Origin of the sequence: Pseudomonas sp. ok266 (assembly GCF_900110195.1) — a bacterium.
GTDB classification, from domain to species: Bacteria; Pseudomonadota; Gammaproteobacteria; order Pseudomonadales; family Pseudomonadaceae; genus Aquipseudomonas; species Aquipseudomonas neuropathica.
Genome location: NZ_FOCU01000011.1, coordinates 163,889 through 176,344, shown reverse-complemented (window position 1 = coordinate 176,344; position 12,456 = coordinate 163,889). Strand labels below are relative to the sequence as shown.

The window sequence follows — 12,456 nt, the reverse complement described above, 5'->3', positions numbered from 1 at the left end:
AGGCAAGGTCAAAAGCTACCCCCTCACCCCAGCCCTCTCCCTCAAGGGGGCGAGGGGGAAAGGGAGAAGACCGCGTCGTTATTGAGAGCTAGCGGCCGCCCATGATCGCGATGTAGTCCTGGGTCCAGCGGCTATACGGCACAAATTTTCCACCGTCGGCCTGCGGGGTTTTCCAGAAGGCGATCTTGTCGAACTGGTCGAAACCGTTGGTCTTGCAACCTTCAGCGCCAAGCAACTCACTTTCTTTGCACGCCGCAGGAACGGCCGGCAACGAACCAAACCACGCCGCCACATCGCCCTGGACTTTCGGTTTCAGCGACCAGTCCATCCACTTGTACGCGCAGTTCGGGTGCTTGGCTTCGGCGTGGAGCATGGTGGTGTCGGCCCAGCCGGTGGCGCCTTCTTTGGGAATGGTCGAAGCAATCGGCTGTTTCTCGTTCATCAGGCCGTTGACCTGATACGGCCAGGCGCTGGAGGCGACCACGCCTTCGTTTTTGAAGTCGCTCATCTGCACCGTGGTGTCGTGCCAGTAGCGGTGGATCAGCGGCTGCTGTGCGCGCAACAGATCAAGCACGGCTTTGTACTGATCTTCGGTCAGTTGATACGGATCCTTGATACCCAGTTCAGGCTTGGTCGACTTCAGATACAGCGCCGCATCTGCGATGTAGATCGGGCCGTCATACGCCTGCACGCGGCCCTTGTTCGGCTTGCCGTCGGGCAGATCCTGAGCGGTGAACACCACGTTCCAACTGGTCGGCGCAGTCTTGAACACGTTGGTGTTGTACATCAGCACGTTCGGTCCCCACTGGTACGGGGTGCCGTAAGTCTGCTGGTTGACCACGTACCACGGCGCATCTTTCAGGCGTGGGTCGAGGGTGTTCCAGTTCGGGATCAGCGCGGTGTTGATCGGTTGCACCCGTTTGCCGACGATCAACCGCAGTGAGGCATCGCCTGATGCGGTGACCAGGTCGTAACCGCCCTTGGCCATCAGGCTGACCATTTCGTCCGAGGTAGCGGCGGTTTTCACATTGACCTTGCAGCCGGTTTCTTTCTCGAAACCGGTCACCCAGTCATAGGCTTTGTCGCTCTCACCACGTTCGATGTAACCCGGCCACGCAACGATATCCAGCTGACCTTCGCCAGCACCGACAGCCTTTAACGGCTCGGCCGCTTGCAGGCTGGCGCTGGCCAGCAGGGCCGTGGTGATTGCACTGAGCAGTGCGGTCTTGTGCACGAACATGGTTGAACCCTCTTCTTTAAATTATGGTCGGGGCAGTTGTGAACGCGGTGAAGCATGCCGTTGGCGGCTTGTTATTAGCGTAGTCAGAGATGCTGGCCGTGGCGGGCCATGATGTGCCGCACCACGCTGTAGTCCTGCAACGAATCACTGGATAAGTCTTTGCCGTAACCGGAGCGCTTCAGCCCGCCGTGGGGCATTTCGCTGACCAGCATGAAATGACTGTTGATCCACGTGCAGCCGTACTGCAAGCGCGCGGCAACCTGCATGGCCTTGTCGAGATTCTGCGTCCAGACCGACGAGGCGAGGCCGTATTCGGAGTCGTTGGCCCAGTCGACGGCCTGCGCGAGTTCGTCGAAACGGGTCACGGTGACCACCGGGCCGAACACTTCGCGCTGAACGATTTCGTCGCTCTGTTTGCAACCGGCGAGCAGCGTCGGCTGATAGTAGAAACCGGCACCGGAGTGCACCGCCGCACCGGTCACGCGTTCGATGTGCGGCTGGCCGAGGGCGCGCTCGACGAAACTGGCGACGCGGTCGCGCTGACGGGTGCTGATCAGCGGGCCGATCTCATTATCGGCATCACGTTTGCCGGCGAAGCGCAGGCTGCTGACGGCGGCGCCGAGTTCGGCGACCAATTTGTCGTGAATCCCGGCCTGCGCGTAGATCCGGCAGGCAGCGGTGCAGTCCTGCCCGGCGTTGTAGTAACCGTAAGTGCGCACGCCATCGACCACGGCCTGGATGTCGGCGTCGTTGCAGACGATCACCGGGGCTTTGCCGCCGAGTTCGAGGTGCGTGCGTTTCAGGGTTTTCGCGGCGGCCTGGAGGATTTTCTGCCCGGTAACGATATCGCCGGTCAGCGAGACCATGCGCACCTTGGCGTGGCCGACCAAATGGCTGCCGACGCCTTCGCCGCCACCGCAGATGATGTTGATGACCCCGCGCGGGAGGATTTCGGCCAGCGCTGGCGCCAGAGCGAGGATCGACAGCGGCGTGTGTTCGGACGGTTTGAACACCAGCGTGTTGCCGGCGGCGAGGGCCGGGGCGATTTTCCACGCGGCCATCATGATCGGGTAATTCCAAGGCGCAATCGAGGCGACCACGCCAATCGGATCGCGACGGACCATGCTGGTGTAGCCCGGCAGGTATTCGCCACTGAGCTGCCCGGTCTGGCAGCGTACGGCGCCAGCGAAGAAACGGAACACATCGACCGTCGCGGTCAAATCGTCCTGACGCGCCAGGTGCAACGGCTTGCCGCAGTTCAGCGATTCGAGGCGGGCGAGGTGGTCGGCGTGTTTTTCCACGGCGTTGGCGATCTCGAGCAACAGGTTCGAACGTTGCTGAGGCGTGGTGCGCGACCAATCGGCGAAGGCGCGGTGGGCGGCGAGGATGGCGGCTTCGACTTGCTCGGTGCTGGCTTCGGCGATGTGCGTGAGGATTTCGCCGGTGGCCGGATTGAGAATCGGCTCGACAAAACCTTCCCCGGCGACCAGTTCGCCATCAATCAACAACGCGGTACACATCGGGGTCTGCGCGCCAGCCATTTTCCGCGATCTCTTTTCTTGTGTGGCCATTGTTGCTCCCTGAAACCCGGGAGCCGGCCGTCTTATAGATGCAGCAAGACTAGTGCGCGGCTCCGAGGTCGACAAATACTAAATACTGAAGGCAGCATTCGATTAAATAGATGGCTTGCGCCCGCCGTGGGGTTGCTCGCGTGCGACAGTCAGGAATGGGTCGACCAATGTGGGACGCGCGGTGCCACGGCGCCAGGCCAGGCCGACGTCCAAGGTCTGATTGAGGTCGGCGATCGGACGCGCTTCGATGATGTCGCCCTCCAGCGACCATGGGCGATAAGTCATGTCCGGCTGGATCGACACGCCCAATCCGGCGGCGACCAGACTTCGCACGGCCTCGGTGGACGCGGTTCTCAGAGTGATTTTCGGTTGCAGCCCGGAACCGCGCCAGAAACGCTGGGCATTGCGATCCATTTCATCGACGTTAAGTTGAATCAACGGTTCGCGGGCGACGTCGGCGAGATTGATGCTGTCGTGCTCCAGCAGTGGATGCTGGGCCGGAAGCCACAAACGGTGCGGTGAGTGAGTCAGTACTTCAGTCTGCAAAGCGTGGCGATCTTCGAGGTTGGAGAGGATCAATACGCCGACATCGATCTCGCCACTGACCAGCAAATGCTCGATGTAGGGCCGTTCGTCTTCCATCACTCTGATTTCGACATTGGGATACGCGCGCTGAAACCGGGTGAGCAGATCCGCCAGGTAATAACCGGCGACCAGACTGGTTACGCCGACGATCAACTGCCCGGCAACCTGATCGGTACTCTGTTGCAGGCTGCGTTTGGCGTTGTCCACGGTCGCCAGAATCAGGTGCGCCTGGCGTAGGAATTGATGACCTTGGTGTGTCAGCGTCATGCCCTTGGCGTGGCGGCTGAACAGGCTGACGCCGATTTCCTCTTCCAGTTGCTGGATCGCCAGGGTCAGGGTCGATTGGGATATGAACGCGGTTTGCGCGGCGGCGGAGATCGAGCCGGTCTCGGCCACGGCGATGAAGTGACGAATCTGACGCAGGGTCATCATGAGAAGGGCTACCCAGTGGGCGGTTTTTATAGATTGGCCTGAGTGTATATCTATTTTCACGAAGGGCTGCTGCAGGGCGAGCAACATCTGGAAGCACACTCGCAGGTCGGACAGGGGCACTTTCGAACTAGGCTGAGGGCCTTATAGATCCGGATAACCCCTGTTTGGAGGCGGAACATGAACACCCGTGGATTGCTCGATCAACTGCTCAAGTCCGGCCAGGATCTATTGCAGAACAAGGCTGGCGGAACGCAGAACAAACCGGCTGCCGGAGGCTTGGGCGGTTTGCTCGGCGGCGCATCAGGCTCTGGTGGCCTCGGCAGTCTGCTGTCAGGTGCAGGTGGTGGTGCATTGGCCGCAGGTGCGATGGGCCTGCTGCTCGGTAACAAGAAAGTGCGCAAGGTCGGCGGCAAAGTTGCGATCTACGGCGGCCTCGCGGCGCTGGGTGTGTTGGCCTACAAGGCTTACGGTAACTACAACGCCCAGAAAGGCACCGCTCCACAAAGCGAACCGCAGACCCTCGATCGCTTGCCACCGGCACAAGCCGAACAGCACAGTCAGGCCATTCTCAAAGCACTGGTGGCGGCCGCCAAGGCTGACGGCCATATCGATGACCGTGAACGCCAACTGATCGAAGGCGAATTCACCAAACTCGACAACGATCAGGAACTGCAACACTGGCTGCACGCCGAGCTCAACAAACCCTTGGACCCGACCGACGTCGCCCGGGCCGCGAGCACGCCGGAGATGGCGGCAGAAATGTACATCGCCAGTGTGATGCTGGTGGATGAGGAAAGCTTTATGGAGAAGAGCTATCTGGATGAACTGGCGCGGCAACTGAAGCTGGAGCCGGGGTTGAAGGTGGAGTTGGAGAAGCAGGTGCGCATCGCATCGGTGTAAACCCGGCTGGCCCTTTCGCGAGCAAGCTCGCTCCCACAGGGGATTGCGTTCCAATGTGGGAGCGAGCTTGCTCGCCAAGGCATTTTCCGCCGCACCCCGGCGGCAATGACAGATCTATCGCCTCTTTTTGCCATTACCCCACTGGCACGCCCACCCGCAATTGTCGGACAGTCCTAGCCCAGAGCCCTCCCGCGACCAAGGCGGACAGGCCCGAGGGTTACAAAGCGTCTTATAAATGAAACACCGCCCTCGGCTATACTCCCCGCATTTCGACTAGGCACGAGGAATCACTGTGAAGAACTGGACGTTGCGCCAACGCATTTTGGCGAGCTTTGCGGTGATTATCGCCATCATGTTGCTGATGGTTGTCGTCTCTTATTCGCGGTTGCTGAAGATCGAGGCCAGTGAAAACAGCGTGCGTGATGACGCGATTCCCGGCGTCTATTACAGCTCGATGATCCGTGGCGCGTGGGTCGACAGTTACATGCAGACGCAAGAACTGCTCGGACTCAAGGAAGGTCAGGGGATTTCCAGCGAGGACGCGGCCGACTACAAGGCTTTCGAGGCGCGTTTGCAGGAGCAGATGGAGAACTATCGCAAGACGATGGCGACCGACGAGGATCGTCTCGAGTTTGCCGCGTTCGAGAAGTACCACGACGGCTACCTCCAGATTCAGGATGCCGTGCTGGACCTGCACAAGCGCAACCTGGAAGCGGACGCGGTCAGGATGTTCCACGAAAAGCTGACGCCAGCCTGGTATTCCGGGCGTATGAAGCTCAACGACATCATCGGCGAGAACAAGAGAGTCGCCGATCAGGCCATGAACAACATCGACGAGGCGGTGGCGGCGGCCAAGGTCAGCATGTTCGTCTCGCTGCTGGTGGCTGTGCTGGCGGCCGGTGCCTGCGGCTTGCTGTTGATGCGCGCGATCATGGCGCCGATGAACCGCATTGTGCAGATTCTCGAAACCATGCGTACCGGCGACCTCAGTTCGCGTCTCAACCTCGACCGCAAGGACGAGTTCGGCGCCGTCGAAACCGGCTTCAACGACATGATGACCGAGCTGACTGCGCTGGTATCCCAGGCGCAACGTTCGTCGGTGCAGGTCACCACCTCGGTGACCGAAATCGCTGCCACCTCCAAGCAACAACAAGCCACCGCTACCGAAACCGCCGCGACCACCACCGAGATCGGCGCGACTTCGCGCGAGATCGCCGCTACCTCGCGCGATCTGGTACGCACCATGACCGAAGTGTCCACCGCCGCCGATCAGGCCTCGGTGCTGGCCGGCTCCGGCCAGCAAGGCCTGGCGCGCATGGAAGACACCATGCACTCGGTGATGGGCGCGGCCGATCTGGTCAACGCCAAACTGGCGATCCTCAATGAGAAGGCCGGCAACATCAATCAGGTGGTGGTGACCATCGTCAAGGTTGCCGACCAGACCAACCTGTTGTCGCTCAACGCAGCGATTGAAGCCGAAAAGGCCGGTGAATACGGTCGCGGTTTTGCCGTGGTTGCCACCGAAGTGCGGCGTCTGGCGGATCAGACCGCTGTCGCCACTTACGACATCGAGCAAATGGTCCGTGAGATCCAGTCGGCGGTGTCGGCGGGTGTCATGGGCATGGACAAGTTCTCCGAAGAAGTGCGCCGTGGCATGTCCGAAGTGCAGCAGGTTGGCGAGCAGCTGTCGCAGATCATCCATCAAGTGCAGGCGCTGGCGCCGCGGGTGTTGATGGTCAACGAAGGCATGCAGGCCCAGGCCACCGGTGCCGAGCAGATCAATCACGCGCTGGTGCAGTTGGGCGACGCCAGCAGCCAGACCGTCGAGTCGCTGCGTCAGGCCAGTTTCGCCATCGACGAACTGAGCCAGGTGGCCGTCGGGCTGCGCAGCGGCGTTTCGCGATTCAAAGTCTGATGAGCGAAATCCTCGCCAAACGCAGCGCCGCGCAGGTGGCGAAGACGGCGTTATTCCTGCTGTTTCGCATCGGCAGCGAGCGCTACGCCTTGCGCGCCACCGAAGTGGCGGAAGTGCTGCCGCGCCTGCCGCTCAAGCCAATCGCCCGGGCGCCGCAGTGGGTCGCCGGGGTGTTCGCCTATCGCGGTGCGGTGGTGCCGGTGATCGACCTCAGCGCATTGACCTTCGGTCATCCCGCCGAGGCGCGCACCAGCACCCGTCTGGTATTGGTCAATTATCGGCCGGATGAAGCGCAACCCGCGCAATGGCTCGGGCTGATTCTCGAACAGGCCACCGACACCCTGCGTTGCCATCCGCAAGAGTTTCAGCCTTACGGCCTCGACAACCGCGCGGCGCCTTACCTCGGCCCGGTGCGTGAAGATGCCCAGGGATTGGTGCAATGGGTACGGGTCAATGACTTGCTCGATGACGCCGTGCGTACTTTGCTGTTCCCCGATCCGCCGCTGAGTCCGGCGCAGCTTGAGGCGCAGTCATGAGCAGTGATCAGCGCTTTTTCGACTTTCTCAAGGAGCGCATCGGCCTCGATGTGACCTCGGTTGGCCCGGCGATCATCGAGCGCGCTGTGCGCCAGCGCACGACACTCTCGCAAGCCGCGCATGCCGATGAGTATTGGCAATTGCTGCAAGGCTCGCGAGACGAACAACAGGCGCTGATCGAAGCGGTGATCGTCCCCGAGACGTGGTTTTTCCGTTATCCAGAGTCTTTTGCCACGCTGGGCAAACTGGCGCGCAATCGCCTCGCTGAACTGAACAATATGCGTGCTTTGCGCATTCTCAGCCTGCCATGTTCCACCGGCGAAGAACCCTATTCGATTGCCATGGCCTTGCTCGATGCCGGGCTCAAACCGCATCAGTTCAAGGTCGATGGCATGGACGTCAGCCCGCTGTCGGTGGAGAAGGCGCGGCGTGCGCTGTACGGCAAGAATTCGTTTCGCGGCCAGGATCTGGACTTTCGCGAACGGCACTTCACGCCTGAGCAGGACGGCCATCGGGTCAATGACTATGTGCGTGAGCAAGTGCGTTTGCAGGTCGGCAATGTGCTCGATCCGACGCTGCTGACCAGCGAGCCAGCGTTCGATTTCGTGTTCTGCCGCAACCTGCTGATCTATTTCGACCAGCCGACGCAGAAGCAGGTGTTCGAGGTGCTCAAGCGCCTGACCCATTTCGATGGCGTGCTGTTTATCGGCCCGGCCGAGGGCAGTTTGCTCGGGCGTCTGGGCATGCGTTCGATCGGTATCCCGCAATCCTTCGCGTTCAGTCGCCACAGCGATCCGCACCCCGAGCCGTTGCCAACGCCCAAGCCCATTGTGGTGCCGGTCACCCAACCGCCTCGCAGCACGCAGCCAGCACCAGTGCGCACTCGACCGTTTGCCGCCGTAACGCCACTGCCGACCGCCAGCAAAAGTGCCAACCCGGATGCGGCGACCCTGCTGGCCAATATCGCCGCGCTGGCCAACGAAGGCAAAAGCGCTGAAGCCCGGGCGGCCTGCGAACAGTATTTGCGTAGCCATGAACCGGTGGCTCAGGTGTTTTACTGGCTCGGTCTGCTCAGCGACGTCGCCGGCCTGACCCTCGAAGCTCAGGGCTTCTACCGCAAGGCGTTGTACCTCGAACCGCAACACCCTGAAGCGTTGATGCACCTGGCCGCGTTGTTGCAGGCTCAGGGCGATACAGCGGGTGCCAGACGATTGCAGGAGCGTGCCGCCCGCAGCGGCCGCACCGCCGACAGTGAGCGTAAACGATGATCCCGTCCGACACCTTGAACGTCACCCACGAAGACGCCCGGGCCATCGACGATTGCTGGAACCGCATCGGCATTCATGGCGACAAGTCCTGTCCGCTGCTCGAAGACCACATTCATTGCCGCAATTGTTCGGTGTATTCCGCCGCCGCCACGCGCCTGCTCGACCGTTATGCGTTGCAACAGGACGAACGCGACCCGGTGGCGATCGCTGTCGAAAGCGATGTGAAAACCCGCTCGCTACTGATGTTCCGGCTCGGTGAAGAATGGTTGGGGCTGGCGACGCGCAGTCTCGTCGAAGTCGCGCCACTGCAGGCGATTCATTCATTGCCGCACCAGCGCTCACGCGCATTGCTCGGTGTGGCCAATGTGCGCGGCGCGTTGGTGGCCTGCCTGTCGCTGGTTGAATTGCTCGATCTGGATGGCAACGCCGCGCCAGCCACCGGCGCGCGCATCATGCCGCGGATGCTGATCATCGCCGCCCGTGGCGGGCCGGTGGTGGTGCCGGTGGATGAGGTCGACGGTATTCATGCCATCGACGAGCGCATTCTTGATGCCGCCTCGCAATCCGGCGCGCAAGCCAGTGCCAAATACACCCGTGGTGTTCTGCAGTATCGCGGTCGCAGCCTGCGTTGGCTGGATGAAGAACAGCTGCTGTCCGCCGTGACCCGGAGCCTCACATGACCCCCGAGCAAATGCGCGACGCCTCGCTGCTTGAGCTGTTCAGCCTCGAAGCCGAAGCCCAGACCCAAGTGCTCAGCGCCGGATTGCTGGCCCTGGAGCGCAACCCGACCCAGGCCGATCAACTGGAATCGTGCATGCGCGCGGCGCATTCGCTCAAAGGCGCGGCGCGAATTGTTGGCATCGATAGCGGCGTCAGCGTCGCCCATGTCATGGAAGATTGCCTGGTCAGCGCGCAGGAAGGGCGCTTGTTGCTGCGGCCCGAACACATCGATGCGCTGTTGCAGGGCACCGATTTGCTGATGCGCATCGCCACACCGACCAATGCGCCGCAGCCGAGCGATATTGAAACTTATGTGGCGTTGATGGCGGGTTTGCTCGATCCGTCGACGCCGCCGGCAGCGTTCGTTGCGCCGCCGATGGCCGAGTTGCAACTTCAAGCGCCGCCCGTATTTGAACTGACGCCAGCGCCGATCATCGAAGCCCCGGTCGAACCCTCTGAACCGGCGCCACGCAAAAGCAAACGCACCACCGAAGGTGGCGAACGGGTGCTGCGGGTCACCGCTGAACGCCTGAACAGTTTGCTCGATCTGTCGAGCAAGTCGCTGGTGGAAACCCAGCGCCTCAAACCGCATCTGGCGACCATGCAGCGCCTCAAACGCATGCAGAACAACGGCTTGCGTGCGCTGGAAAATCTCAACGTGCACCTCAAGGAACACGCGCTGAGCCTTGAAGCGCTGGAAGCCTTGGAGGACGCGCGCCGTTTGCTCGCCGAATCCCAGCAATTGCTGAGCGAGAAAAACGCCGAACTCGACGAGTTCGCCTGGCAGGCCAGCCAGCGCGCACAAGTGCTCTACGACACGGCGTTGGCCTGCCGCATGCGGCCCTTTGCGGACGTGCTGACCGGTCAGGTGCGCATGGTCCGCGATCTGGGCCGCAGCCTCGGCAAGCAGGTACGGCTGGAGATCGAAGGCGAGAAAACCCAGGTCGATCGCGATGTGCTGGAAAAACTCGAAGCACCGCTGACGCATTTGCTGCGCAATGCGGTCGATCACGGCATCGAAACCCCGGAACAACGGCTGCTCAAGGGCAAACCGGAAGAAGGCTTGATCCGCCTGCGCGCCTCGCATCAGGCCGGTCTGCTAGTGCTGGAGTTGAGCGATGACGGCAATGGCGTCGACCTGGAGAAGGTCCGCCGCAGTATTGTCGAGCGGCAGTTATCTCCAGCCGAAACCGCTGCGCAACTGAGCGAAGAAGAACTGCTGACGTTCCTGTTCCTGCCCGGTTTCAGCTTGCGCGACACGGTCACCGAAGTGTCTGGACGGGGCGTTGGCCTCGATGCCGTTCAGCACATGGTTCGCCAGTTGCGCGGGGCCGTGGTGCTGGAGCAAACGGCGGGAGAGGGCAGTCGCTTTCATCTGGAAGTACCGCTGACCTTGTCGGTGGTGCGCAGTCTGGTGGTGGAAGTTGGCGAAGAGGCCTACGCCTTCCCGCTGGCGCACATCGAACGCATGTGTGATTTGGCGCCGGAGGACATCGTGCAGGTCGAAGGCCGTCAGCATTTCTGGCACGAAGGCCAGCACGTCGGGCTGGTTGCGGCCAGCCAGTTGCTCAACCGCCCGGCCAGCCAGAACAGTGGCGAAACCCTTAAAGTTGTGGTGATCCGTGAGCGCGATGCGGTTTACGGGGTTGCCGTGGAGCGCTTTATTGGCGAACGCACGCTGGTGGTCTTGCCGCTCGATGAGCGTCTGGGCAAAGTGCAGGACATCTCCGCTGGCGCCTTGCTTGATGACGGCTCGGTGGTGCTGATCGTCGACGTCGAAGACATGCTGCGCTCGGTGGACAAACTGCTCAATACCGGGCGCCTTGAGCGCATCGCGCGTCACGGCAATCAAGCTGCCGAGGCGGCGCGCAAGCGGGTGCTGGTGGTCGACGACTCGCTGACCGTGCGCGAGCTGCAACGCAAACTGCTGCTCAATCGCGGCTACGATGTCGCCGTGGCGGTGGACGGCATGGACGGTTGGAACGCGCTGCGTTCGGAAGACTTCGATTTGCTGATCACCGACATCGACATGCCGCGCATGGACGGCATCGAGCTGGTCACCCTGCTGCGCCGCGACAACCGTCTGCAATCGCTGCCGGTGATGGTTGTGTCATACAAGGATCGGGAAGAGGACCGCCGCCGTGGCCTCGATGCCGGCGCCGACTATTATTTAGCCAAAGCCAGTTTTCATGACGACGCCCTGCTCGACGCAGTGGTCGAGCTTATTGGAGGAGCGCGGGCATGAAGATCGCCATCGTCAACGACATGCCCATGGCGGTGGAGGCCCTGCGCCGGGCGCTGGCCTTCGAGCCAGCCCATCAGGTGGTCTGGGTCGCCCGCAATGGTGCCGAGGCAGTGCAACTGTGCGCTGAAAATACTCCGGATCTGATCCTGATGGATCTGATCATGCCGGTGATGGACGGCGTCGAAGCCACGCGCCGGATCATGGCCGAAACCCCGTGCGCGATCGTCATTGTGACGGTCGATCGCCAGCAGAACGTGCACCGGGTCTTCGAAGCCATGGGCCACGGCGCGCTGGACGTGGTCGATACCCCGGCGCTCGGCGCCGGCAATGCCCAGGAAGCGGCGGCGCCGTTGCTGCGCAAGATCCTCAATATCGGCTGGCTGATCGGCGAGAAACCCACGCGCTCGCGGCCGACGCCGACGGCCCAGCGCAGTTCTGCGTCGTGTCAGCGACTGGTGGCGATCGGCTCATCTGCAGGCGGGCCGGCGGCGCTGGAGGTGCTGCTCAAAGGCTTGCCCAAGGATTTCTCGGCGGCGATTGTGCTAGTGCAGCATGTCGATCAGGTCTTTGCTGCCGGCATGGCCGAATGGCTGGCCAGCGCCAGTGGCCTCGATGTGCGTCTGGCCCGTGAAGGCGAACCGCCGCAGGCCGGCGCCGTGTTGCTGGCCGGCACCAACCACCATATTCGCTTGTTGAAAAACGGCACGCTGGCCTACACCGCCGAGCCGGTCAACGAGATCTACCGCCCCTCGATCGATGTGTTTTTCGAAAGTGTCGCCAGTTATTGGAATGGCGACGCGATCGGGGTTTTATTGACCGGGATGGGACGCGACGGCGCGCAAGGGCTTAAGCTCATGCGCCAGCAGGGTTACTTGACCATCGCGCAGGATCAGCAAAGCAGTGCGGTGTACGGCATGCCCAAAGCCGCCGCGGCGATTGATGCCGCGGTTGAAATCCGTGCGCTGGAAAAGATAGCGCCACGATTGCTGGAGGTTTTTCCCAAATGAACAGGTTTATCCGCAATCCTGGCCCCCGCAGTACTCA

10 protein-coding genes are annotated in these 12,456 nt (G+C 61.7%); 7 read left to right on the top strand and 3 right to left on the bottom strand.

The genetic code is table 11. The features are described from left to right. Nucleotides 1-88: 88 nt before the first annotated feature. The 3 genes from ydcS to BMY54_RS21165 all read right to left on the bottom strand — a co-directional run bounded on the left by ydcS (nt 89) and on the right by BMY54_RS21165 (nt 3,828). Complete coding sequence (gene ydcS / locus BMY54_RS21175; RefSeq protein WP_093436744.1) at nt 89-1,240, bottom strand: putative ABC transporter substrate-binding protein YdcS; 1,152 nt, start codon at nt 1,238-1,240, stop codon at nt 89-91. Nucleotides 1,241-1,323: 83 nt separating this feature from the next. Further along, nucleotides 1,324-2,781, bottom strand: coding sequence for a gamma-aminobutyraldehyde dehydrogenase (locus BMY54_RS21170; protein WP_093436741.1), 1,458 nt, complete (start codon nt 2,779-2,781; stop codon nt 1,324-1,326). Between the two features lie 132 nt (nt 2,782-2,913). Then, nucleotides 2,914-3,828: a LysR family transcriptional regulator gene (locus tag BMY54_RS21165; protein ID WP_093436738.1), complete on the bottom strand. Its 915-nt coding sequence runs from the start codon at nt 3,826-3,828 to the stop codon at nt 2,914-2,916. 177 nt (nt 3,829-4,005) lie between these two features. Between BMY54_RS21165 and BMY54_RS21160 the strand changes: the two genes are divergently transcribed. The 7 genes from BMY54_RS21160 (at nt 4,006) to BMY54_RS21130 (ending at nt 12,419) form a co-directional block, all read left to right on the top strand. Further along, the gene (locus BMY54_RS21160; protein ID WP_093436735.1) at nt 4,006-4,728 is read left to right on the top strand and encodes a tellurite resistance TerB family protein; all 723 of its coding nucleotides are present in this window, start codon (nt 4,006-4,008) and stop codon (nt 4,726-4,728) included. A 292-nt stretch (nt 4,729-5,020) separates the two neighbouring features. Next, the gene (locus BMY54_RS21155; RefSeq protein ID WP_093436731.1) at nt 5,021-6,643 is read left to right on the top strand and encodes a methyl-accepting chemotaxis protein; all 1,623 of its coding nucleotides are present in this window, start codon (nt 5,021-5,023) and stop codon (nt 6,641-6,643) included. Continuing rightward, nucleotides 6,643-7,179 (top strand): chemotaxis protein CheW, encoded by a 537-nt coding sequence (locus BMY54_RS21150; RefSeq protein ID WP_093436727.1) that lies wholly within the window; start codon nt 6,643-6,645, stop codon nt 7,177-7,179. The genes BMY54_RS21155 and BMY54_RS21150 overlap by 1 nt, the downstream gene beginning before the upstream one ends. After that, a complete protein-coding gene (locus BMY54_RS21145; RefSeq protein WP_093436724.1) occupies nt 7,176-8,447 on the top strand; it encodes a CheR family methyltransferase in 1,272 nt (423 codons plus the stop codon). The genes BMY54_RS21150 and BMY54_RS21145 overlap by 4 nt, the downstream gene beginning before the upstream one ends. Further along, on the top strand, nt 8,444-9,127 hold the full coding sequence (locus tag BMY54_RS21140) for a chemotaxis protein CheW (RefSeq protein ID WP_093436721.1): 684 nt from the start codon (nt 8,444-8,446) through the stop codon (nt 9,125-9,127). Before BMY54_RS21145 ends, BMY54_RS21140 begins: the two co-directional genes overlap by 4 nt. Beyond that, nucleotides 9,124-11,412 (top strand): hybrid sensor histidine kinase/response regulator, encoded by a 2,289-nt coding sequence (locus tag BMY54_RS21135; RefSeq protein ID WP_093436718.1) that lies wholly within the window; start codon nt 9,124-9,126, stop codon nt 11,410-11,412. The genes BMY54_RS21140 and BMY54_RS21135 overlap by 4 nt, the downstream gene beginning before the upstream one ends. Continuing rightward, entirely contained in the window at nt 11,409-12,419 is a 1,011-nt protein-coding gene (locus BMY54_RS21130) for a chemotaxis response regulator protein-glutamate methylesterase (RefSeq protein WP_093436715.1), read from the top strand. The genes BMY54_RS21135 and BMY54_RS21130 overlap by 4 nt, the downstream gene beginning before the upstream one ends. Nucleotides 12,420-12,456: the final 37 nt, after the last annotated feature.